Genomic DNA, 22,241 nt, shown 5'->3' with positions numbered 1-22,241 from the left:
CTTTCTCCCTAGTTTGATATAGGTCCCCTTCTTCCGGTTTTGGGGGCGGGGGGGGGGGGGGGGGGTTTTTTGGTTCCCACCAAAAACCCCCCCCCACGACCCCCTCGTGGGCGCGGTCGGCTCCTGTCTGCCAGAGGGCAACCGAGCGCGTGACCTGCGGCAACCCTCACCGCTTACGATCAAGACCCCATCCAAGATCAACTCAAGCTACGTGGCATTGCGTTCCCACCTGCGCCGACTGCTGGTCGCGAAAGTGGCCTTCGCAACCCTGCCGGATGCGGCGTCGGTGCGGAGTTGCGTGTCGCTGGGTCACCCCTCCACCGTGATCCGCGGTGCCAACGCCGCCAGGAAGTCGGCCGCGTCGAAGACCTCGCCCGCCGAGACGACCCCGGTCGCCCTCGTCCGGCCGTCGAGCACGCGCTGGACGGCCTCCACCACCAGCGGTGCCGTGATCGCGTAGATGTCCTGCCCCCGTGCGACGATCCGCCGTTCTTCGCCGCCGGACCGCACGACGACGTCGACCACGAACTCCTGCGAGGAAGGGCCGCCGGCGGGAGGCGCGGGCGTCTCGGGCGTCACGACCTCGCGAGCCGCGTTCACCGTCATGTACGTGGTCACCTCGGGGATGTCGAGGTGACTGGGGACGGTGACGACGTCGGCCATCGTGAACTCGCCGAGCACGGCGCGGGTCCCGAGCGGTGCGGGGAAGTCCCAATCCAGCTCCGGCAGCGCGTCGTCGCGGTGTTCGATCCGGCCGCCGGAGAAGCGGATCCGCTTGCCGTCACGCCGCTCCCGCGAGACCCTGCCCGCCGCGCGGGTCCCCTCCGTCGGATGCCAGCTGCTCAGCCCGTAGGCGACGTGGGCTTCGTCGGCGGACGTCCAGTCGCCCATCGCGGCGGTGACCATCAGGTCGCCGAGGCCACCGAAGAACGCCATCGCCGGGATCACCGTCGCTCCCGCCGCACCCTCGCCGAACTGAGCGAAGGTGTCGATGTTCGCTTCGAGCTCCGCGGCCACGTCGAGGTACGGGATCCCCGCCCGCAGCGCCGCTTCGATCACCGGAGCGGCGGTGTCGGCGAAAGGCCCGGCGGCGTTGATCACCGCGTCCGCGCCCGCGAACGCGCGGTCGAGCGAAGCCGGGTCGTCCACCGACGCCTGCCGCACGTCGAGATCGGGCCAAGGCAGGCCGCGCAGTTTCGCCTCGTCGCGTCCCACGGCCAGCACGCAGAATCCGCGTTCGCGCAACTCCGCCACCACGAACCGCCCGGTGTGCCCGTAAGCCCCGAATACCGCGACGTCGTAATTCCCCATGATTTCTCCTGTCCTCGGACGATCCACTGTGGACCATCCTGTCGGCGGATCCCGCCGATCGACAGTGTCCGGAATGCCATCATGCGTACACTTTCGGACATGAGCACGGTCGCCCTCGCCGCCACGGACGGGATGCTGCAGTTCGAGCTGTCCATCGCCCACGAGGTCTTCGACACAGGCCTGTACGAATTCGGCGTCTACGGCTCGAAGCCGGTGAAGGTCGGCCGGTTCCTGCTCGAACCGGATCACGGCCTCGACGGTCTGAAGCGCGCCGGCACCGTCATCGTTCCCGGCTGGGCGGACATCGACGTCGATCCGCCGTCCGATCTGGTCGAGGCCGTGCGCGTCGCCCACGAAGCGGGCGCGCGGGTGGCGTCCCTGTGCACGGGCGCGTTCGTGCTGGCGGCCGCCGGTCTGCTCGACGGCCGCCGGGCGACGACGCACTGGGCGCACACCGACGTCCTCGCCGCCCGGTTTCCCTTGGTGGAGGTCGATCCGGACGTCCTCTACGTCGACAACGGCAGCGTGCTCACCTCGGCGGGCAAAGCCGCAGCGATGGACCTTTGCCTGCATCTGGTCCGTTCCGACCACGGTTCGGCCGTCGCGAACACCATCGCCCGCCGCCTGGTCGTCCCGCCGCACCGCGCGGGCGGGCAGGCCCAGTTCGTCACCGCCCCGGTTCCCGACCAGGACGACCATCCGCTCGGCCGTCTGCTCCCCTGGGTCACCGAACGGCTCGACCGGCCGCTGACCGTCGAGGACCTCGCCCGGCACGCGAACATGAGTTCCCGCAATCTGGCCAGGCACTTCCGGTCGGCGACCGGGACGACCCCGCTGCGCTGGCTGCTGACCCAGCGCATCCGCCGTGCTCAGGAACTCCTGGAACGGACCGACGACAGCGTCGACCTGATCGCCGAGGCCACCGGGATGGGCACCGCCGCCACGCTGCGGCGGCACTTCAACCGCACGGTCGGAGTGCCGCCGGACAGCTATCGCCGCACGTTCCGCGCGGTCAACGCAGGTGTGCCGTGATCAGGTCCGCGACGGCCGCCATCCCGGCCTCGTTCGGGTGGTACGGCACGCGTCCCGGCGCGGCCACGTACCGCTCCATCCACGGAACGGCGGCACAGGCGTCGTGATCCGCGCTGACCGCGGCCGCCGGGATCAGGGTGGCCCGTTCGGTGCGGGCCGCCCGGCGGGTCGCCGCCGCGAGCCGGTCCGCGACCTCGCGTTCGAAGGCCAGCTGCTCCAGGGTGAGCGGAACGCCTTCGCAGGCGGGCGTGGTGCGCGGGACGATCGTCAGGTAGTCGACGACCAGCACCCGCGCCCGCGGCGCGCGCCGATGGACCGCCGCGATGACGGCGCCGATCTTCTCGTGCACAGTGGTCAGCGCGGCGCGGACGGCGTCCTGGTCGACCTGGCCGCAGTTCGTGCCGCCGGTGTTCTGGCAGCCGTAGGTGAACAGGCTCCCGACGTAGCCGACGTCGTTGCCGCCGATGGTGACCGTCACGAGCCGGGTGTCCCTGGTGACGGCCTCGATCTGCGGCGGCTGCCCGGCCTGTCCGGTGGTGAGGATGTTCGCCGTGGTCGCTCCGCTGCAGGTGACGTCGGTGAGGGCGAATCCGCGTTCCCCGGCCACGAGACTCGCGTAGTTCTTCGTCGAACGTCCGCACGCCGCCGGGGTTCCGGGCTGCTGCGGCGGGATTCCCGGTCCAGCCGCGAAGGAACTGCCCATGGCGACGTAGCGGGCGGCCCCGGCGGCTTGGCCGGGCGGCGTGGCCAGGAGACCGATCGTGACCGCGGCGAGCACCGCGACGGCTATCCGCTTGACCATGGCGAACCCCTTATCTCAGGAAGGTGACCGGTTCCGGTCCCGCGATGCCGTCGATGGCACCGAGGGCGAGCAGATCTTCGGGACGTGGCTTCAGCGCATCGGCGAGGGCGGGGGTCTCTTCAGGGTCCCGTTTGAGGATCCCGGCCGCCAGTTCCGGGGCGATGACGGAGAAACAGGCGTCCGGGGTGAGCCAGAGCCGGTCCGCCGAGCAGAACGCGAGCGCGCCGCCAGAACCGCCTTCCCCGATCACCAGGGTCGTGATCGGCACCTCCGCCGCCGCGATCGCGCCGAACAGCTCGGCGATGGCGTTCCCGGCCCCGGCCGTCTCCGCGGCCGGATCGGCGGCCGCCCCCGGGGTGTCGACGAGGGTCAGCACCGGCAGGCCCAGCCGGTCGGCGAGCCGGAGCAGCCGGGTCGCCGTCCGGAAACCGCCGGGCGTGGTCGCGGTCCCGGTCTGCGCCGCGAAGGCGATCGACCGGCCTCCCCTGCTTCCGAGCCCGCAAAGGACGCCGTCATCGGCACCGCCCCGGAGGGTGACGCAAGTGTCGAAGTAGTCGTCGAGGTAGGCGCCCGCCCGGGGCCGGTCCGCCGACCGGGCGCGTCGAACGGCCTGCCAGCCGTCCGGAGCGGGATCGAGGGCGCCGAGTGCGCGGGGCAGCTCCGCCGGGCGGTTCCGGGAAACACCGGTCACGAGACCGAGCCACACCTTCAGCCGGTCGGTGATCGCGTCTTCGGCCACGAGTTCGTCGACATATCCGGCCGCGTACTGGTTTTCCGCCGTGTACGCCGGATCGTCGGCGTACCGCTCCGGCCGCACCCGGCGTCCGGCGAAACCCACTTGAGCGCCGGGGACGGCGAGCACGACGTCGGCGTCGGCGCCGAGCGACGCCCACACCCCGCCGGTGGTGGGGTGCCGCGCGACGCTGATGTGCGGCAACCGCTCTTCGCGCAGCAGCGCCAGACCGCGCGCGATCCGCTGCAGTTGCCGCAGCGCGGGAACACCCTCCTGCATCCGGGTGCCGCCCGTGGACAGCAGCGAAACGACGGGAAGCCGGTGCGAGCGCGCCTCGTCGAGCGCCCGTTCGATGAGCGCGCCGGTCCTCGTCCCGACCGAACCGCCGAGGAAGCCGAACTCGAAGCGGATCACGACGACCTCGTGGCCGCCGATCTTCGCGCGTTCCCAGACCACCGACTCGTCCGTGCCCGTGCATTCCCTGGCGCGTGCCAGGGAAGCGGCGTAACCGTCCCAGCCCAGCGGGTCAGTCATGGAGAGCCCGCTTGAGGACCTTGCCCATCTCGTTGCGCGGCAACGCTTCCAGGTACCGCACCACACGCGGCCGCTTGTGCGGGGACAGCAGTCCGGCGACGTGGTCGGCCAGTTCGCCCGCCGTCGGCTTGGCCCCGGCCGGGACGATCCAGGCCACGATGCGCTCGCCGAGGTCGTCGTCCGGCTCCCCGGTGACGGCCGCCTCCGCGACCCCCGGATGTTCCAGGAGCGCGTTCTCGATCTCGCCGGCGCCGATCTTGTAGCCGCCGCTCTTGATCAGGTCGGTGGCGCGGCGGCCCACGATCCGCACGTAGCCGTCCGGATCGCGCACCGCCATGTCGCCGGTCTTGAACCAGCCGTCGCGCATCGTGGCTTCCGTGGCGTCCGGCCGGTTCAGGTAGCCGAGGAACAGGTTCGGGCCGCGGACCTCGATCTCGCCGACGGACTCGCCGGTGAGCGGTTCTCCCGCGTCGTCGACCAGCCGCAGTTCGACGCCGGGCACCGGCGGGCCGACCGCACCTGGCCGCCGGTCCCCCGTCGCGCGGACACCGCAGTTCATCAGAGTTTCGGTCATGCCATAGCGTTCGACGACCCGCTGTCCGGTCGCGGCGGTGATCCGCTCGTGGTCGGTCGCGGGCAGGGCCGCCGAACCCGAAACCAGCAGCCGCGCCGCGCCCACTCCGGCGGCCAGCGCGGGATCGGCCTCGCAATCGGCCGCGAGCCGGTGGTACATCGTCGGGACACCGAAGAGCATCGTGCCCTCACCGGCGAGTTCCTTCGCGGCGGCTTCGGTCGAGAACCGGCCGAGGTGGTGCAGCGCACCGCCCCGTCGCAGCGGGCCGACGACGCCCAGGATAAGGCCGTGCACATGGAACAGCGGAAGGGCGTGCACGAGGACGTCGGCGTCGGTCCAGTCCCAGATCTCCGCGAGCGCGTCGAGATTCGACGCCACCGCGCGGCGCGGGAGGATGACGCCCTTCGGCGGTCCGGTGGTGCCCGACGTGTAGATGACGAACGCCGGAGACTCCGGGTCGGGTTCCTCGCCTCGCCACGGCGTGCCCGAGGTGTCCAGCTCGACCGGAACCCGCGGCAGCACATCGAGTTCCGGTGGCAGCTCGGCGTCCGGCGCGGCAAGCACGAGGTCCGGCGCGCTGTCGGCGACGATATGCGCCAGTTCGCGTGATCCGGCCTTCGGATTGATCGGCACCACCGGGACGCCGGCGGTCAGCGAGGCGACGATCGCGACGCAGGTTCGCAGCGTCGGTGTCGCCCACACCGCGACCCGCGGGCGCCCGGCCAGCCCGGCGGCGAGCGGGCCCGCGACGCACGCGAGTTGGCCGTAGGTCAGGGATTCGTCGCCGAACCGCAGGGCGACGCGGTCACTCTTCCCGGCAACCAGCATGGATCTCCTCCTCAGCCCCAGTTGGGCACGACGAACACGAGCCAGGCGATCAGCGGCACGACGGCCACCACGAGCGCCCCGTAGACCAGCAGTTGTTTGAAGAACTTGTCGCGGTCGACGTCCTTCGCGTTGGCGAGGACGAGCGCGCCGTTGGTGGAGAAGGGACTGACGTCCACCATCGTCGCCGAGACCGCGAGGGCGGCGATCATGCCGACCGGCCCGATCGTCCCCTGCGCCAGGAAGGGCACGGCGAGCGGGATGAGCGCGCCCATCAGCCCGACCGACGACGCGAAGGCGGAGACGATACCTCCGATGTAGCAGAGCAGCAGCGCCGCGAGCAGCGGGATCCCGACGGTGGTGACCGCGTTGCCGACGTAGTCGATGGTGCCGATCTCCTTCAGCACCGCCACGTAGGTCAGCACACCGCAGATCAGCAGCACGGTCGGCCAGGTGATCTCGGAGACGGCGGAACGGCTGGCCTTGGGCCACGCGACGCTCAGCAGGACGGCGACGGTGATGGCGGTCAAGCCCGGGTCGAGGTCGAACACGAGGGTGCCGACCACGAGCGCGACCAGGCCGGTCAGCGTCACGATCTTCGGCCCGTCCAAGGGAATGCGCCGTTCGTGCGGCAGCGGTTCTTCGTCGGCCTCCACTCCCCCGGCGCCCGCCGTCACGAGCTGGCGGCGCCGCAGTTTGGTCCCGCCGAGTACGACGAAAAGGACGCCCGCGATGGCGAGGTTCATGCCGAGGCTCGCGAAGAACAGCACCACGGGGCTGCCCGCGATGTGGTTGCGCTCGACGATCCCGTTGACGATCGAGCCGTAGACGCTGATCGGCGAGAACCCGCCGCCCTGCGCGCCGTGCACGACCATCGCGCCCATGAGCAGTGGGCTGATCTTGTAGCGGGCGGCGAAACCGAGCGCGATCGGCGCGACGATCGCGCAGGCAGCCGGGCTCACCGCGCCGATCGCGGTCAGCGCTCCGGTGACCACGAACATCACCCACGGGATCAGCGCGATCCGGCCGCCGACCAGGCGGACGGCCGCGGCGACCAGCCAGTCGGTGGTGCCGTTGGCCCTGGCGATGGCGAACAGATAGGTGACCCCCACCAGGACCACGAAGATGTCGCCGGGGAAGCCGGCGAAGATGCCGTCGGTGTCCAGGCCACCGGCGAGGGTGCCGACGAGGAAAGCGCCGGCGAAGGCGAGCGCCCCCATGTTGATCGAGCGGGTCGTGGCGAGGGCGAAGATCACCACGAGAACAAGGATCGAGATCAGCTGGGCGGACATGACCGTCCTCCTTGACGGCGGGAGCCCCTTGGCGCGTGGCCGAGTGGACTAGTGGCTGAGCCACTTTCTCTGTGACGGCGACCACCTGTCAACCCACGAGTGGTAAATTGGCTGAGCCACTTGTCCAGCCAAGGGAGGGCACCGAGTGCCGGAGGCGTTGAGCCGGTTGAACCGGGCGAAGCTCTACGAGCAGGTCGTCGAGCGGATCAAGGCGCACGTCGAGGAGTCCGGCCTGCGCGCGGGCGACAAACTCCCCAGCGAACGCGACCTCGCCGAGCGGCTCGGGGTCAGCCGCGCGTCGATCAAGCAGGCGATCGTCGTGCTCGAGGTGCAGGGCCTGCTCGAATCCCGGCACGGCGGGGGCACCTACCTGCGGAACGATCACCTCGACGTCGAACCGGTCGACGAACTCGTCGCCCGCCGCAAGCGGCTTCCGGAAGTACTCGAAGCCCGCGAGGCGATGGAGACCAAGCTCGCGGAACTGGCCGCGTCGCGACGATCCGACGCGGACCTCGCCGCCATCGACGCGGCACTGGAGTACATGAAGACCGAGATCGAGGACGGCGGGCACGGCGCCGAAGGCGATCGCCGGTTCCACGAAGCGATCACCGCCGCCGCGAACAACGCCCTCCTCGCCGAGTTCATGCGTTCGATCGACACGCAGATCGCGGAAAGCCGCAACGAGTCTTTGCGGCAACCCGGCAGGCCGTGGCGCTCACTGAGCCAGCATCACAACATCGCCGAGGCCATCCGGAACGGCGACCCGAAGGCGGCCGCGAACGCGATGCGGCGGCATGTCCAGACCGTCAGCAAGGTCCGGTTGCTGACCTGGGACCCGCAGGCCGACTAGCGTTTCACCAAGCCGTTCGCGGCGATCTCGGTCGCCGCCGCGAGCAAGGCACGCAGCTGCTTTCGTCGCGGCGCAAGGCATCCGGCCGCCAGCCGAGGCTGATGATCCCGTTCCACGCCGCCCACAGCACGGTGGCGGCCTCTTCCGCGTCGACGTCCCGCAGTTCGCCGGCCTCCACCCCTTCACGCAGGGCGCCCACGAGCCGCGCGTTCTGCTCGGCGACCGACCGGGCGAGCCGTTCCGCCAATTCGCGGCCCGCCGCGTAGCCGCCGATCCGCCGCACGTGACACTGGCGCAACACCTACGGCTGGCTCGTCGAGTATCCCGTCGACGCACGGGCCATGGAGAGTTTCATCGGCCCCGTCATGACCGATCCGGCGATCCGCCACGACGGCCGCAAGGCCATCGGCAGCGTGTCGGCGCGGTACAGCCGTGAGGCGGCCGCCCGCCTCACGACCCGGTTCGGCAAACCGATCCTGCCGGCCTGGGCCGCGGAGGATCGCGTGTTCCCGCTCGCCCACGCGCGGCGGTTCGCCGAACGGCTGGACGCGCCGTTGAAGACCATTCCGGACAGTCACGCGTACACGGCCGAGGACCAGCCGGCGAAAACGGCCGCCGTGATCACCGAATGGGCTCGGCAACTTCTTAGCGGCGAAGCGACCGTGGCGCGTTGATCCAGTGGGTCGTGAGTGGCGTTTCGGGTTCTAGCCCGAAACGCCACTCACGACCCCTCGTGAAATCGCTCATCCGGGCATCAATCGGACATTAAGTCAGCGAAAAATGTCCTTTGCGGACACTCGGGGCGCGGTCGGCTCCTGTCGGCCAGGGCAACCGAGCGCGTGACCTGCGGCAATCCTCACCGCTTGCGATCAAGACCACCATCCAAGATCAACTTAAGCTACGTGGCATTGGGCTGGAACGACCATTGCCACTCACGACAGTCGCCAGACCGGACATCCAGTCGCGAAACAGGCATTCCGTCGCCGAAAAGCGTCCCTTGTGGACACTCAGGGCACAGTCGGCTCCCGTCGGCCAGTCCAGAACCACGGCCGCGAAGGCCGCCTCTGCCTTGAGCTAGTGAAGGGTCCTTCACCGCAGAGGCTCGGTCACGCCACATTTGCCTTACCTCTCAAATAGAACCCGAAACGCCACTCACGACCCCCTAGACCCAAGCGACCGTGTGGCACCAAGAACCACCGGCGGCGTCCTGAAGGGCCCCTTCCCTACCTTCAGAGTAGGCAAGGAGGCCTTCACTACCCCGAGGAGCGCGGCAGCGGCTCGAGACCTCACTACGACAGGGCTTTGCCCAGCCGCCGCAATCCCTCGGCGATCGTCTCCGGCGCGTGGGTGGCGAACGACAGCCGCAACGCCGAGCGGTCCGGCTCCCCCACCTGGAACGCCGAGCCGGGCACGAAAGCGACGTCCTGCCGCAGCGCCTCGGGAAGCAGCCGGTCCGTGTCCGCGCCGCCGGGAAGGGTGACCCAGACGAACATCCCGCCGTCCGGGTCGGTCCACGTCGTCCCGGGCGGGGTGATCGCGGGCAGTTCGGCCAGCATCGCGTCACGGCGCACGCGGTACGTCGCGCACAGCTTCCGCACGTGCGCGTCGAGATCCGCGACGGCCAGATACTCGGCCGCGGCCGCTTGGTCGACGGTCGAGCTGTGCAGATCCGTCGCCTGCTTGAGGATCGTGACGCGGCGCAGCAGTTCTCTCGGCGCCCGGAACCAGCCCAGCCGCATCCCGGGCGCGATCACCTTCGAGAACGTGCCGAGATAGATCGTGCGCCCGGCGAGCTCGGGGCGGGCCGACAGCGGTTGCTCGCGTTCGCCGCGATAGCGCAGCTCGTGGTACGGATCGTCCTCGACGAGCCAGAACCCGTGACGCGCGATCACTTCCGCGAGCGCGCGGCGTCGCTCCGGACCGATCGTGCGCCCGGAGGGATTCGAGAACGTCGGGACGAGGTACAGCAGCGCCGGCCGTTCCCTGGCCGCGATCTCGTCCAGCGCGGCCGGATCGATCCCGTCCGCGTCGCCGGGAACGGGCACGACACGTGCCTCGGCGAGCTGGAAGCATTGCAGCGCCGACAGGTACACCGGTTCTTCCACCAGCACGGTGGCGCCGGGGTCGAGCAACGCGGTGCTCAGCAGTTGCAGGCCCTGCTGTGAACCCGTGGTGATCAGCAGATCGTCCACAGTGGTCGTGACCCCACGACCGGACAGCCGCTGCGCGAGCAGCTCGCGCAGCCGCGGATTCCCTTCGGTGGGCGAATACTGCAACGCGGACCTGTCGGCGAGTGCCCGGTCGAAGGCGGCGTGGAGGCCGTCCACATCGAACAGTTCCGGTGCGGGCATCCCACCGGCGAACGAGATCACGCCCGGGCGGGCGGTGAGCGCGAGCAGGTCGCGCACGGGAGAACTGGTGACGCCGTCCATACGACGGGCGAGGGGAAGAGACATGCAGGCTCCTCGGGAGAAACGAGCGGCTCCAGTGCAGCAGCCGGGGATCTTCCCGCGCGAGCAAGCAACTGCCGCCACGATAGCAGTTTCGCCTGCCCTAAGCTTGTGCTCGTGCCTCTCGTGGAAATCACCTACGCGCCCCATCTTCCCGAAGCCAAGCTGCGTGAGCTCGGCTCGGTTCTGCCGCATCTCGTGTCCGTCGCGGTGGAATGCCCCGAGGAGCCCTACGACGGCGACCTCCAGCCCGGCGACGTCGAACTGCGTTTCCGCGCACCGGGACCGTTCGACCGCTTCGGACTCGACCTCCTGGTGGAGGTCAGGTCGAAGTGGTTCCCGAGCCGGGCGGACAACCGCCAGGAGCGGGTGGACCTGCTGCGCACGAGCATCGAATCCGCGACCGGGATCGACGACGTCGGCGTGTACCTCTCACTGCCCGTCGCGGCTTGGTCGCAATCGGACTAGCCATCCCCGAACACGTGCCGCCGGACGAACGGGTTCCGGAACTTGCCGTCCGGGTCCAGTTCGCCGGCGAGCGCCCGGAAATCGGCCAGCTTCGGGTAATCCGCCGCGCGGTGGAAGAGTTTTCCCCAGTGCGGCCGGACGTCGAACGGTGCCAGCCGCTCCTCCATCACGGGCAGCAGCTCGCGGACCGCCTTCTCGTCCGGCAGCCACGTGAAGTGCAGCGCCAGCCGGTCTCCACCGTGGAACGGGCTGAGCCACAGGTCGTCCCCCGCGACCGTGCGGATCTCTGAGGTGAGCAGGACGGGCGCCAGCCGGTGCCCGAGTCCGCGCATCGCCTCCATTGCCGCGACGGCGTGCCGGACGGGCACGAAGTACTCGGTCTGGAGTTCGTTCCCGACGCTGGGCGTGAAGTCCAGGCGGAAATGCGGGATCCGTTCGTGCCACGGCCCGGTGACGCCGAGCTGACGTGTGCAGTTGTCCGCCGGGATGCCCGCCGCGTGGGCCGGATGCCGTGGCCCGTCCGCCGCCGTCGCGCCGAAGAAGTCCGCGCCCGGTCGCCCCGATCCTTTGACCCAGACCTGGTCGACCTCGTCGCGGGCCCAGTTCGTGAACAGGCTGACGCTGTAACCGGCGTCCTGGATCTCGTCGAAGTGCTCGTACACCGATTCCCAGGGAAGGCCGTCGAAGACGTCCTGCCGGAGATCGAACGACGGAACCAGCTCGAGGGTCAGCCGGGTCACCACACCCAGCGCGCCGAGGCCGACGACCACGCCGTCGTGCCGGGAGAAGGTCTTCAGCCCACCGTCGGCGGTCACCAGCTCCAAACCGGACACCGCCGACGCCAGGCTCTGGTTCCGCCGCCCGGAGCCGTGGGTAGCCGTCGCGACGGTGCCCGCCACCGTACAGTGCGGCAGCGAAGCGAGGTTGGCCAGCGCGAACCCGGCAGCGTGGACCTGGACGGCGATGTCGCCGTAGCGGGCCGCCGCGGGCACCGTGACCGTCGCCGAGTCCGCGTCGAGGACGGCGTCGCCGTCGAGCGCGGACAGATCGAGCAGGACGCCACCCGGACAGTCCGCGATGTCGTTGAAACAGTGCCCGCTGCCGAGAGCCCTGACCGCGGCCGCTCCGGCCACGACGTCCTGGATCTGATCGACGGTGCGCGGGCGGAAGATCCGTTCCGCGGTGAAGCTCTGATTTCCCGCCCAGTTCGTCTCTCGCACCAGGCCCAGCCTAGATTGCCGGAGTCGGCTTCACCCGGAGGAGGTTCGCACTGACAGGCTTTCCCGGCGAGATGGTGTCCATCGCGCTCTTGCTGGTCGTCCTGGCCTTCGCGGTGATCCGGCCACGCGGACTCCCGGAGGCGGTCGCGGCCGTCCCCGCCGCCGGGATCGTCCTGGCGGCCGGGGCGATCTCGTTCCCCGACGCCCTCGACGAAGTGACCAGGCTCGCCCCGGTCGTCGCCTTCCTCGCCGCGGTGCTCGTCCTGGCCAAATTGTGCGACGACGAAGGACTGTTCCAGGCGGCCGGGACACTCATGGCGCGGTTCAGCCGGGGACGGCCACAACGGCTGCTGCCGGCGGTGTTCGTCGTCGCCGCGGCGGTCACCGTGGTGCTCAGCCTGGACGCCACCGTCGTCCTGCTGACCCCGGTCGTGTTCGCCACCGCCGCGCGGATGGGCGCGCGGGCCAAACCGCACGCCTACGCCTGTACGCATCTGGCGAACTCGGCCTCGTTGCTGCTGCCGGTGTCCAATCTGACCAACCTGCTCGCCGTCGCCGCGACCGGGATCTCGTTCCTGCGGTTCACCGCGCTGATGACCTTGCCCTGGCTCGCGGCCGTGCTCACCGAATACGTGGTGTTCCGCCGGTTCTTCGCCGCCGACCTGGCGGCCCGGCCACGAGGGGGAAAAGCGGTCCCGGCCGGGAAAGTCCCGGCGTTCGTCCTCGTCGTGCTCGTCCTGACGCTGGCCGGGTTCGTGGTCGCGTCCCTGCTGGACGTCAGCCCCGCGTGGGCCGCGTTCGCCGGTGCCGCCGTCCTGGCCTGCCGTGCCCTCGCGCAGCGAAGGACGTCGCCCGCCGCGATCGTGCGATCGGCGAGCATCCCCTTCGTCGCTTTCGTGCTCGCGCTGGCGATCGTGGTCCGCGCCGTCGTCGACAACGGACTGGATGAGGCGCTCAGCCACCTGGTGCCGTCTTCCACCTCGTTCCCCGCCCTGCTCGGCGCCGCCGCGGTGGCGGCCGTCTTCGCCAACCTGATCAACAACCTGCCCGCCGTGCTCGTGCTGCTGCCGCTCGCCACCGCCGGCGGGACACCGGTGGTGCTGGCCGTGCTGATCGGGGTCAACCTCGGGCCGAACCTGACCTACGTCGGTTCGCTGGCGACGCTGTTGTGGCGGCGGATCCTGCACCGGCACGACACCCGCGCCGAGCTGGGCGAGTTCACCAGGCTCGGGCTGCTCACGGTCCCGGTGTCCATCGTGCTCGCCGTCGGCGGGCTGTGGCTCGGGCTCGTCTTGACTTCCACTCAGTGAGAGGATGGGCGCATGCCCGGGAACCTGTCGACCCCCGGCGCCAGCGTCACGTCGCGGGCGTTCGCGCTGCTCGGCGCCTTCGACGTCGACCATCGTGAGCTGTCGCTGACCGAACTCTCGCAGCGGGCCGGCTGCCGCTGCCCACCGCCCACCGGCTCGCCCGCGAACTCGTCGGGCTGGGTGCGCTGGAGCGGCGCGAGGACCGGTACGCGGTCGGGAGACGGCTGTGGGACCTCGGGCTGCTCGCGCCCGTCCAGTTCGAACTGCGGCAGGTCGCCGCCCCCTTCCTCCAGGATCTCTACGGCGCGACCGGCGCCACCGTCCACCTCGGCGAACGTGACGGCGACCAGGTGCTCTACCTCGACCGGCTCTCCGGGAACGCGTCCGTGCCGGTGGTCAGCCGGATCGGCGGACGGCTGCCGCTGCACGCCACCGGGATCGGGAAGGTCCTGCTGGCCTGGGCACCGGAGGAGGTTCAACGGCAAGTGCTCGCTTCGCTGACCCGCGTCACGCCGTACACCGTCACGCAGCCCGGCCGCCTGCGCGAGCAGTTGCGGCGGGTCCGGCGAGAGGGCTACGCGCAGACCGCCGAGGAGATGAGCCGGGGCGCGTGCTCGGTCGCCGTCCCGATCCGGCCGTCGGGTGGCGACGTCGTCGCGGCGCTCGGCCTGGTCGTCCCGGATCTGAGCCGCGGCCGGGCCCGGCTGATCTCCGCACTCCAGGTCGCGGCCGCCGGAATCGGCCGGAGCCTGCGGGTTTCACTGAGTGGAAGCGACCGCTAGCGGTTCCGCGGCCGCGCGATCAGACTCCGGTCATGCGTACCCCAGTCGCCATCGTCGGCGCCGGCCCGGCCGGACTGCTCCTGTCGCATCTGCTCGATCTCGCAGGGGTCGAGTCGGTGATCGTGGAGACCCGCTCGCGCGAGTACGTCGAAGCGCGGATCCGGGCGGGCATCCTCGAACAGTCCACAGTGGACCTCCTTCGTGAGACAGGACTCGGCGACCGGCTCGATCGCGAAGGCGACGAGCACCGCGGTATCCATCTGCAATGGCCCGAGGAACGGCATCACCTCGACTTCGTGGACCTGGTGGGCCGAAGCGTCACCGTGTACGGCCAGACCGAGGTGACGAAGGACCTCGGCAAGGCGCGTGCGACTGCCGGGCAGCAGATCCACTACGAAGTCACCGGCACCGCCGTGCACGACATCGAGACCGAGCGGCCCTACGTCACTTTCACCGACGCGGACGGCACACAGCAGCGGCTGGACGCCGACGTCGTCGTCGGCTGCGACGGCTCCTTCGGCCCCTGCCGCACCGCGATCCCCGACGCCGCGAAGCAGACTTGGGAACGCACCTACCCGTACTCGTGGCTCGGCGTGCTCGCCGACGTCGCCCCTTCGACCGACGAGCTCATCTACGCGTGGCATCCCGACGGTTTCGCCATGCATTCGATGCGCTCGGCCAGCGTCAGCAGGCTCTACCTGCAGGTGCCCAACGGCACCGACATCGGCGCCTGGTCCGACGACCGGATCTGGGAAGCGCTCGCGACCAGGCTCGGCCACGGCCAGAACGGCTGGACGCTCACGCCGGGGCCGATCACGGACAAGAGCGTGCTGCCCATGCGCAGTTTCGTGCAGCAACCCATGCGGCACGGCCGCCTGTTCCTCGCCGGTGACGCCGCCCATATCGTGCCGCCCACCGGCGCGAAGGGCCTCAACCTCGCCGTCGCCGACGTCGCCCTCCTCGCCCCCGCGCTGGCCGCTTTGGTACGGGACAAGGACTCCGCTCTCGCCGACGCGTACTCCGACACCGCGCTGCGCCGGGTCTGGCGGTGTACGCACTTCTCGTGGTGGATGACGACGATGCTGCACCAGTCTGGCGACCCGTTCGATCGGCAGTTGCAGCTTTCGCAGTTGCAGTGGCTGGCGCGGAGCGAGGCGGGCCGGGCGGGCCTGGCTGAGAACTACGCGGGGCTGCCCATCGGGTTCTGAAGATCGGTGGCTGCTGACGGTCGTCGGCGCGTACCTGACGCACCGGCGGTCCCATCGGGGACCGCCGGCAAGGCGTTGTGATTTCCCGAAACCCGCCACGCGGACGGTGGCTCACCGCATAGGATCTCCGCGGCGTCGCCGGCCCCCGATCTCCGGCGGAGACCTGAGGAAGGCAGACATGTCACCCTTTGCGTTCGCGAGCATCGAGACCATCCCACTGGTGTTGCAACTCGCGGTGGGCCTGCTCGGTCTGATCGTCTCGGTCAAAGGACGCGCCCGGGGAGTCTCCGGCCTGATGGTGGCCGCCTTCGCGGTCATGCTCGTCACGACGGTGATGAGCATCGTGTGGCAGTTCGTGGCGCTGAACGTGCCGGACTGGAGCGAGTCCGGCAATCTGTCCGTCGATGGCATCCGCTCGATCTACCTGGTCATCGGCCTGCTGTTCGACTCCGCCTCACTGCTGTCCTGGCTGCTGGTCGCGGTCGCGGTCGTCAAGAGCGGCCGGTCGTCCCGGCAGCAGCCGGGCTTCGTCCCGCCGGTCCATTACCCGATGGCCGCCCAACCGGGATACCCGGCCGCACAGCCCGGTTACGCCCAGCCAGGTCAGCCGGACCAGACACCGCCGAACCCGCCTGCTCAGCAGCCGCCGAGCTAGCGCGAGGCGACGTGAAGCCTCAGCAAGGTCCTCGACTCCCTCGCGGAAGGTTTCACAGATCGGTTCGGGATCGGACAGGCAGCCGGTGGCCATCGCGCCGTCCCGAAGCAGCACGAAGCGCCGGGTCGCCGTCCGGGCGAACCGCAGTGGCGCCTGGACGCCGTCCCGGCGCAGCCCGCGAGCGCCGCGGTGGCGCGCACCAAGTCGGCAAGGCGGGCTTTGCCTGGCCACGAGCTCATCGAAATAGGCGATGGCCCGGACCGTCGGCGTCCACCTCGGACAGCCGCAAGAGCAGACCCTTCATCGCTCCAGGTCAGGCCAGCCTCGCCGCAGGAAGACGAAAGCGGCGTCCAGCGCCGCGGCCGGATCAGCCTCGACTCCGGCCAGGTCCGGCACCTCCAGGACATAACGCGCCAGCAACCGCACTGAGAAGTCGTCCTGACCCGATTCCTCGGCGATGACCTTCGTCAGCGCGTTCTCGCAACCCGTCCACAGCGCCCTGGCGTAGGCACGCAGCGCCGGGGTGGCGATCACCAGGTCCGCGACACGGCGCGACAGCGGGTCCGGATCCGGATGGAACGGGCCGCGGGTCGCGAGGAAGTCCCGCAACGCCTCGAGGATCGAGGTGCCCTCGGCCCGATCACGCACCGCGGCGGCCAAGGCCGCTTCGCGTTCATGGCCGTCTCCGAGGATCAGCGTCTCCTTGCCACCAGGGAAGTGCGCGAAGAGCGTCGACACCGCCGTGTCCGCCGCGTCCGCGATCTCGGCGACGGTGACGTTGTCGAAGCCCCGTTCCAGGAACAGCTCTCGGGCCGCCCTCGACAGGGCTTGGCGTGTCGCCGCCTTCTTGCGTTCACGCCTGCCCGGCTCGGTCCGTTCCACGCGACCACCTTATATCGAAGTCACTCCGAAATCGTAATGAGTGTATCTTCGGAGTGAATTCGACTTTGAGGAGCCTGTCATGGGTCACTGGGACGTCCACCATTTGCCGCGCGCCGACGGCAAGACCTTCCTGGTCACCGGCGGCAACGCGGGGATCGGCTACTTCGTCGCCGAACAGCTCGCCGGATCCGGCGCGACCGTGTTCCTCGGCAGCCGGAACGCCGCCAAGGCCGATGCCGCGATGACCTCGATCCGCACGCGGGTTCCGGACGCGAGACTCGGGCACCTGCGGCTCGACCTTTCCGACCTCTCGTCCATCGAGTCCTCTGTGGACACTCTGGGGACCGAACGGCTGGACGCCGTCGTCTGCAACGCGGGTGTGCTCCTGGAGGACCAGCCGAGGCAGGAGACCGCCGATGGCCTCGAACTGACCTTCGCCACCAACCATCTCGGGCATTTCGTGCTGGTGCACCGGCTGATGCCCCTGCTCGAAGCGGCGGAGTCCGGTCGCATCGTCACCACGGGCAGTTTCGTGGGCAAGTCGGCGGAACTCGACCTGGACGATCTTCAGAGCAAACGCGACTACCAGCCCAAACGCACTTATGCGCGCTCGAAGCTGGCCCAGATGCTGTTCGCCTTCGAACTCGACAGGCGGCTGCGCGCGGCAGGCAGCCCGGTACTGAGTGTCGTCGACCATCCCGGTGGCGCGCTCGATTCCCTGACCCCGACGCGGCCGGTGCACGCGGCACCGGCCGGGCGGAAGTTCCCGGCCGGGCTTCTGTTGCAGGGCAAGGAAGCCGGAGCCTGGCCCGCTGTGCGCGCCGTCCTCGATCCCGCCGTGCGCGGCGGCGAGATGTTCGGCCCCCGTCTGTTCGGCCTGCGCGGCGAACCCCGCCGGGAACCGGTCCGCGGGAAACTCGCCGACACCGCGCTCGCCGCCCGGTTGTGGGCGGCGAGCGCGGAACTCACCCGGTGACGTCGGTCGAGTCCGGTGTGGACCGGCCACGGGACCGCAGGCCCAGCAGCAGGTCGATCACCAGGAACGCCAGCAGGCTGATCCCGAACAGCGGCACGAACCAGCCGATCGCGGCCGCGAGGACGAGAAGACCCACCACCAAGGCGAGCGGCGCCTTGCGCCACTGACCGCGCGGGATGGGCCGCCCGAAGGTCAGCCCGGTGGCGCGGGTCGGCCGACGCCGCCACCACATGCGGTAGCCGAGCACGACCAGCGTGACCAGACCGGCGCCGAGCAGGAGCAGCACGAGCTGGTTGGGCCAGCCGAACAGCACGCCCATATGCGCGTCGATCCCCCAGCGGGCGAGCTTGGCCATCAGCGGGTAGTCGGCGAACCGCACCTCGCCCAGGATCTGCCCGGTGGTCCCGTCGACCGCGACGGCGTCGACCTGCGTCGGCCAGCCGCGCCCGACTTCCGCCACCTGCCACGGAGCGCCGGGTTCCGCGGGCAGCCCGATCTCCACCGACGGCGCGTCGATCCCGGCGGCACGGGCCGACGCGAGCATCGCGTCCACGCTCTCGGGTTTCGCGGCGGGCGCTTCACCGTGACCCGAGTGCCCGGCGTGGCCGGCGTGCTCGCCGGCGCCGGCCACCTTCAACGCCGGGGTGGCCCAGCCGAGGGATTCACGCAGCGCCGAGACGTTCTCGCCCGCGTACGCCGACCACGTCAGCCCTGTCGCGGAAAGGAACAGCGCGCCGAGCAGCACCCACAGGCCGACAGATCCGTGACGGCGCACCGACTTCCCGCGCGCGGATTCGCTCTTCTCGTTCCGGCGGGCGCGGCGGCGGCTCACCCACAGCACGAGACCGCCCAGCGCGACCACCCACAGCCAGGACGCGGCCAGTTCGCTGTAGAGCCGTCCTGGCTCACCGAGAAGCAGGTTGCGGTGCAACTGGTCGAGCGTGGTCCGGAACGGCAAGGCGCCGCTCGAGCCGTACGCGACGAGATCCCCGCGCACCTGCGCGGTGGCGGGGTCGACGAAGATCGCGCGTCGTTCGGACTCGCCGAGCCCGTCCTCGGCGAAGAGCACGCGGGTGGTGTCGCCCGGTTCGGGAGCGGGCCGGATGGCGACCAGGTCACCGCCGGGGTTCGCGGCTTGTGCCGCTTTGACCTGGTCGGAGAGTGAGACCTGGTTCAGCCCGACGGGTGCCCGGAGCTGATCGGCGTAGATCCAGGACTCCATCTGCGGAGTCGCCGCGTACAGAACGCCGGTGAGCGCGGCGATGAGGACGAACGGGCCGACGAGAACGCCGGCGTAGAAGTGGAGACGGAGGAACAGTCCGCGCCAGCCGGACGCGCGCGGCGGGCTCGTGGTCGATTCGATTCGCGTTGCCATGGGGGACTCCTGAGGCGTCGGTGGGGAGGCGTGCGCCTGCGCCGCGCGCCGGTGTGGTCACGGCACGCGTGCTGAGCCCTGCCGCGACAGGGGTCTCGGCAGGGTTTCGGGGATCAGGCGAACGTCACTGGTGGGCCGCGCCGGGAAAGCAAGTCTCGCAGGAGCGCCTCGGTCGCGGGGAACTTCACCACGAGCGGGACGTGGATCCGCAGCGGCGCCGTCGCAGGCCGCGGTGTCAGACGGCGCGGAAGGACCGAAGCGATCAACGCCGTGAGCGCGAACAGGACGCGCTCGGCGCCCGCGAGCACCATCGCCACCACAAGGGTCGCCGCGGCGTGCCCGGCCGCCATGGCCAGGCCGTTGCCGGGGGCCTCGGCGTGGTGGGCGTGCGACTGCCAGGTCAGGAAGGTCAGGCAGGCGTGCATCGCCAGTTGCCCGCCCGCCACCAGGCCGAGGATGGCGAGCGGACCGCGACGGCGTCCCGCGAACGCGTACGCCACCCAGCTCAGCAGGACGACGAGCAGCACGACCACGCCGAGGTCGGGGACGCGTCCGCTGGTCCCGGCGTGCGCACCGGTCGCCAAAGTGCCGGTCAGGACCCCCACGGCCCCGCCGCGGAGGCGCCTGGCCGGGCCTCGGGCCGAGGTCGGCGTGCGCACGGGAGGCAGAGTAGAGCGCGAAAGGGCCTGCTGTCTCTCCTTGCTATCGTCACCCCGGTGTTCCGCAGCCTGTCGTTCCTCCGGCTCTGGACCGGGAACACCGCCTCCGGGCTGGCGACCTGGGCCCTGCCGTTCATCCTCGGACTCGCGGTGCTGGAACGGTCGCTTTCGGCTGTGGACCTCGGCATCGTGCTCGCCGCGCGGACCGCGGGATTCCTCGTGGCCGTACCGGTGGCGGGCGTACTGGCCGACCGGTACTCACGGCGCGGGGTCGTGCTCTGGGCCGGTTTCGTCGCGGGTGCCGCCACTCCCCTGATCGCGGTCGGTATGGGCCGATCGGTCGTGGTGATGGCCGTCGCGGCCGCCGTCGTCGGCATCGGGCAGGGCGCGTGCCGCCCGGCGTTCCAGGCGCTGACCGCCGAAGTGATCGCCGAAGACCGGCGCCAGCAGGCCAACGCCGCGATGACGCTCGCCGTCCGGGTCACGACCCTGGTCGCCCCCGGGCTCACCGCCTTGCTCTCGCAGTTCGCCTCTACGCCGGCCCTGGTGATCGGGACCGGAGTGCTGTGGCTGGGCGCGGCGATGATCCCGCCGCGAGGCACTTTCGCGCCCGCCCCGGCCACGACGAGGATCCGCTTCTTCGGCGAGTTCGCCGACGGTCTCCGCGAAGCTCGCCGTCATCCGTGGTTCCTGGCCGGGCTCGGCGCGCTGACCGCCGTGATCGCGACCGGCTATTCCGCCACCGGCGTCGTACTGCCGTTGGTCAGCCGCGACCGCTACGACACCGAAGCCGTCTTGGCCGCCGGGCTCACCGCGTACACCGTCGGCGCCCTCGCGGGCGCCGTCGTCATCGCGCGCTGGCGACCGAAACGGCAGGGCCGGGCGGCGCTGCTCGGGCTCGGCTGCTACGGCTTCGCGCCACTGAGCCTGCTGTTCCCGGTGCACCCGGCCTTCGTCATCGCCGCCTACGCGGTCGCCGGGCTGGGCATCGAACTGTTCAACGTCCCGTGGTTCACCGCGACCCAGCGGGAGGTCGAGCCGGGGAAGCTCGCGCGCGTGTCCTCTTTGGACTTCCTGTTCTCCTATGGACTGGCGCCCGCCGGGCTCGCGCTCATCGCCCCCGCGATCGACCGGTTCGGGGCGGAGCCGGTGCTGGCGGCGTGTGCGGTCGTCTGCTTCGCCGCGCCCGCGGCCGCCGCCCTCGTGCCTTCCTCGCGTGACTTTCGGGCAACCACACCGATCAAGAGTGTCTAGTTTTTGCGCTCGCTTGCGGTAACGTTGCAACCATGACGCGTCGTCTTGCCGAAGTCGCCCGCAAGGTCGGGGTCAGTGAAGCCACGGTCAGCCGGGTGCTCAACGGCCGGTCCGGGGTCTCCGCCAGCACCCGGGCCGCCGTCCTCACCGCGCTGGACGTGATGGGCTACGAACGACCGACCCAGCTGCGCGGAGATCGTGCCCGACTGGTCGGACTCGTCCTTCCCGAACTCCAGAACCCCATCTTCCCCGCGCTGGCCGAGATCATGGGCAACGCACTCGCCCAGCAGGGCTTCACCCCCGTGCTGTGCACCCGCACCGCGGGCGGCGTCTCCGAAGCCGAGTACGTCGAACTGCTGCTGCAACAGCAGGTTTCCGGTGTCGTGTTCGCCGGCGGGCTCTACGCCCAGGCCGACGCGGTGCACTCCCACTACCACCATCTCGCCGAGCGCCGCCTGCCGACGGTGCTGATCAACGCCGCCGTCGACCACCTCGGACTGCCGCAGATCTCGTGCGACGACGCGGTCGCCGTCGAGCAGGTCGTCGGCCACCTGAGCTCACTCGGGCACGAGAAGATCGGTCTCGTCCTCGGCCCGAACGACCACGTGCCGTCGCGGCGCAAACTCGAGGCGTTCCGCGCCTACGCGGCGAAACTCGGGCTCCCGGTCCTGGACGAACTCGTCGAACACGGCATGTTCTCCATCGAAGGCGGGCACGCCGCCGCGGCCAGGCTGTACCCGCGCGGCGCGACGGCCGTCCTGTGCGCGAGCGATCTCCTGGCACTGGGCGCGATCCGCGCGGCCCGGCGGCAGGGCCTGTCGGTTCCCGAAGACGTCTCGGTGGTCGGCTACGACGATTCGGCCCTGATGAACTGCACCGATCCGCCGCTGACCACGACCCGCCAGCCGATCGAGGCGATGGGCCGCGCCGTGGTGGAACTACTGGTCAAGCGCATAAACGGCGGCGAGGTGGCGGCCGAGGAACTGCTGTTCGCCCCCGAACTCGTCGTCCGGGGCTCCACCGCCCGCCGTATCTAGCCTCTCTCCCGG

Annotated in this window: 21 protein-coding genes and 1 pseudogene; 11 read left to right on the top strand and 11 right to left on the bottom strand. The window is 70.4% G+C overall.

Annotated elements, in window-relative coordinates:
• Positions 1-309: 309 nt before the first annotated feature.
• The gene (locus AC069H_RS40660) at positions 310-1,311 is read right to left on the bottom strand and encodes a saccharopine dehydrogenase family protein (RefSeq protein WP_478235882.1); all 1,002 of its coding nucleotides are present in this window, start codon (positions 1,309-1,311) and stop codon (positions 310-312) included.
• A gap of 99 nt (positions 1,312-1,410) precedes the next feature.
• Here AC069H_RS40660 and AC069H_RS40655 point away from each other — a divergent pair, with 99 nt between their 5' ends.
• Positions 1,411-2,343 (top strand): helix-turn-helix domain-containing protein, encoded by a 933-nt coding sequence (locus AC069H_RS40655; protein ID WP_478235881.1) that lies wholly within the window; start codon positions 1,411-1,413, stop codon positions 2,341-2,343.
• On the opposite strand, the gene AC069H_RS40650 is transcribed toward AC069H_RS40655, so the two are convergent.
• Genes AC069H_RS40650 through AC069H_RS40635 form a run of 4 tightly spaced genes read right to left on the bottom strand, consistent with a single transcriptional unit; the run spans position 2,324 to position 7,103 of the window.
• The gene (locus AC069H_RS40650) at positions 2,324-3,145 is read right to left on the bottom strand and encodes an SGNH/GDSL hydrolase family protein (RefSeq protein ID WP_478235880.1); all 822 of its coding nucleotides are present in this window, start codon (positions 3,143-3,145) and stop codon (positions 2,324-2,326) included. The two genes, AC069H_RS40655 and AC069H_RS40650, sit on opposite strands and share 20 nt — an antisense overlap.
• 10 nt (positions 3,146-3,155) lie before the next feature.
• The gene (locus AC069H_RS40645; protein ID WP_478235879.1) at positions 3,156-4,412 is read right to left on the bottom strand and encodes a carboxyl transferase domain-containing protein; all 1,257 of its coding nucleotides are present in this window, start codon (positions 4,410-4,412) and stop codon (positions 3,156-3,158) included.
• A complete protein-coding gene (locus AC069H_RS40640; RefSeq protein WP_478235878.1) occupies positions 4,405-5,814 on the bottom strand; it encodes an acyl-CoA synthetase in 1,410 nt (469 codons plus the stop codon). The genes AC069H_RS40645 and AC069H_RS40640 overlap by 8 nt, the downstream gene beginning before the upstream one ends.
• 11 nt (positions 5,815-5,825) lie before the next feature.
• Complete coding sequence (locus AC069H_RS40635) at positions 5,826-7,103, bottom strand: SLC13 family permease (RefSeq protein ID WP_478235877.1); 1,278 nt, start codon at positions 7,101-7,103, stop codon at positions 5,826-5,828.
• A 145-nt stretch (positions 7,104-7,248) separates the two neighbouring features.
• On the opposite strand from AC069H_RS40635, the gene AC069H_RS40630 reads away from it, so the two are divergent.
• Entirely contained in the window at positions 7,249-7,953 is a 705-nt protein-coding gene (locus tag AC069H_RS40630) for a FadR/GntR family transcriptional regulator (RefSeq protein ID WP_478229870.1), read from the top strand.
• Between the two features lie 4 nt (positions 7,954-7,957).
• On the opposite strand, the gene AC069H_RS40625 is transcribed toward AC069H_RS40630, so the two are convergent.
• On the bottom strand, positions 7,958-8,254 hold the full coding sequence (locus tag AC069H_RS40625; protein ID WP_478235876.1) for a TetR family transcriptional regulator C-terminal domain-containing protein: 297 nt from the start codon (positions 8,252-8,254) through the stop codon (positions 7,958-7,960).
• Between the two features lie 40 nt (positions 8,255-8,294).
• Between AC069H_RS40625 and AC069H_RS40620 the strand changes: the two genes are divergently transcribed.
• Positions 8,295-8,627 carry an alpha/beta fold hydrolase gene (locus tag AC069H_RS40620; protein WP_478235875.1) on the top strand — a complete coding sequence of 111 codons (333 nt, stop codon included), beginning with the start codon at positions 8,295-8,297 and terminating at the stop codon, positions 8,625-8,627.
• Between the two features lie 615 nt (positions 8,628-9,242).
• Here AC069H_RS40620 and AC069H_RS40615 read toward each other — a convergent pair.
• Positions 9,243-10,409, bottom strand: coding sequence for an aminotransferase-like domain-containing protein (locus tag AC069H_RS40615; RefSeq protein WP_478229873.1), 1,167 nt, complete (start codon positions 10,407-10,409; stop codon positions 9,243-9,245).
• Between the two features lie 111 nt (positions 10,410-10,520).
• On the opposite strand from AC069H_RS40615, the gene AC069H_RS40610 reads away from it, so the two are divergent.
• Complete coding sequence (locus AC069H_RS40610) at positions 10,521-10,871, top strand: hypothetical protein (RefSeq protein ID WP_410647831.1); 351 nt, start codon at positions 10,521-10,523, stop codon at positions 10,869-10,871.
• Here the strand turns inward: AC069H_RS40610 and AC069H_RS40605 are convergent.
• The gene (locus AC069H_RS40605) at positions 10,868-12,091 is read right to left on the bottom strand and encodes an FAD-binding protein (protein ID WP_478235874.1); all 1,224 of its coding nucleotides are present in this window, start codon (positions 12,089-12,091) and stop codon (positions 10,868-10,870) included. The two genes, AC069H_RS40610 and AC069H_RS40605, sit on opposite strands and share 4 nt — an antisense overlap.
• 71 nt (positions 12,092-12,162) lie before the next feature.
• Between AC069H_RS40605 and AC069H_RS40600 the strand changes: the two genes are divergently transcribed.
• The 4 genes and pseudogenes from AC069H_RS40600 (at position 12,163) to AC069H_RS40585 (ending at position 16,046) form a co-directional block, all read left to right on the top strand.
• A complete protein-coding gene (locus AC069H_RS40600; protein WP_478235873.1) occupies positions 12,163-13,401 on the top strand; it encodes an ArsB/NhaD family transporter in 1,239 nt (412 codons plus the stop codon).
• Positions 13,402-13,413: 12 nt separating this feature from the next.
• Positions 13,414-14,183: pseudogene (locus tag AC069H_RS40595) on the top strand (IclR family transcriptional regulator).
• Between the two features lie 32 nt (positions 14,184-14,215).
• Positions 14,216-15,391: a 4-hydroxybenzoate 3-monooxygenase gene (locus tag AC069H_RS40590; protein ID WP_478235872.1), complete on the top strand. Its 1,176-nt coding sequence runs from the start codon at positions 14,216-14,218 to the stop codon at positions 15,389-15,391.
• 178 nt (positions 15,392-15,569) lie between these two features.
• A complete protein-coding gene (locus tag AC069H_RS40585) occupies positions 15,570-16,046 on the top strand; it encodes a hypothetical protein (protein ID WP_478235871.1) in 477 nt (158 codons plus the stop codon).
• Between the two features lie 300 nt (positions 16,047-16,346).
• Here the strand turns inward: AC069H_RS40585 and AC069H_RS40580 are convergent, their stop codons facing one another.
• Positions 16,347-16,928: a TetR/AcrR family transcriptional regulator gene (locus tag AC069H_RS40580; protein ID WP_478235870.1), complete on the bottom strand. Its 582-nt coding sequence runs from the start codon at positions 16,926-16,928 to the stop codon at positions 16,347-16,349.
• A 79-nt stretch (positions 16,929-17,007) separates the two neighbouring features.
• Here AC069H_RS40580 and AC069H_RS40575 point away from each other — a divergent pair, with 79 nt between their 5' ends.
• A complete protein-coding gene (locus AC069H_RS40575) occupies positions 17,008-17,904 on the top strand; it encodes an SDR family NAD(P)-dependent oxidoreductase (RefSeq protein WP_478235869.1) in 897 nt (298 codons plus the stop codon).
• Here AC069H_RS40575 and AC069H_RS40570 read toward each other — a convergent pair.
• Both AC069H_RS40570 and AC069H_RS40565 read right to left on the bottom strand, forming a co-directional pair.
• Positions 17,894-19,279, bottom strand: a complete 1,386-nt coding sequence (locus AC069H_RS40570; RefSeq protein ID WP_478235868.1) for a PepSY-associated TM helix domain-containing protein — start codon at positions 19,277-19,279, stop codon at positions 17,894-17,896. The genes AC069H_RS40575 and AC069H_RS40570 overlap by 11 nt on opposite strands.
• A gap of 113 nt (positions 19,280-19,392) precedes the next feature.
• Positions 19,393-19,938: a hypothetical protein gene (locus AC069H_RS40565; protein ID WP_478235867.1), complete on the bottom strand. Its 546-nt coding sequence runs from the start codon at positions 19,936-19,938 to the stop codon at positions 19,393-19,395.
• Positions 19,939-19,995: 57 nt separating this feature from the next.
• Here AC069H_RS40565 and AC069H_RS40560 point away from each other — a divergent pair, with 57 nt between their 5' ends.
• Positions 19,996-21,192: an MFS transporter gene (locus AC069H_RS40560; protein WP_478235866.1), complete on the top strand. Its 1,197-nt coding sequence runs from the start codon at positions 19,996-19,998 to the stop codon at positions 21,190-21,192.
• Positions 21,193-21,224: 32 nt separating this feature from the next.
• Positions 21,225-22,229: a LacI family DNA-binding transcriptional regulator gene (locus AC069H_RS40555; protein WP_340682345.1), complete on the top strand. Its 1,005-nt coding sequence runs from the start codon at positions 21,225-21,227 to the stop codon at positions 22,227-22,229.
• Positions 22,230-22,241 lie beyond the last annotated feature (12 nt).

It is taken from the genome of Amycolatopsis sp. NPDC043887, assembly GCF_056435665.1.
This window is presented reverse-complemented; position numbering and strand designations above follow the sequence as displayed.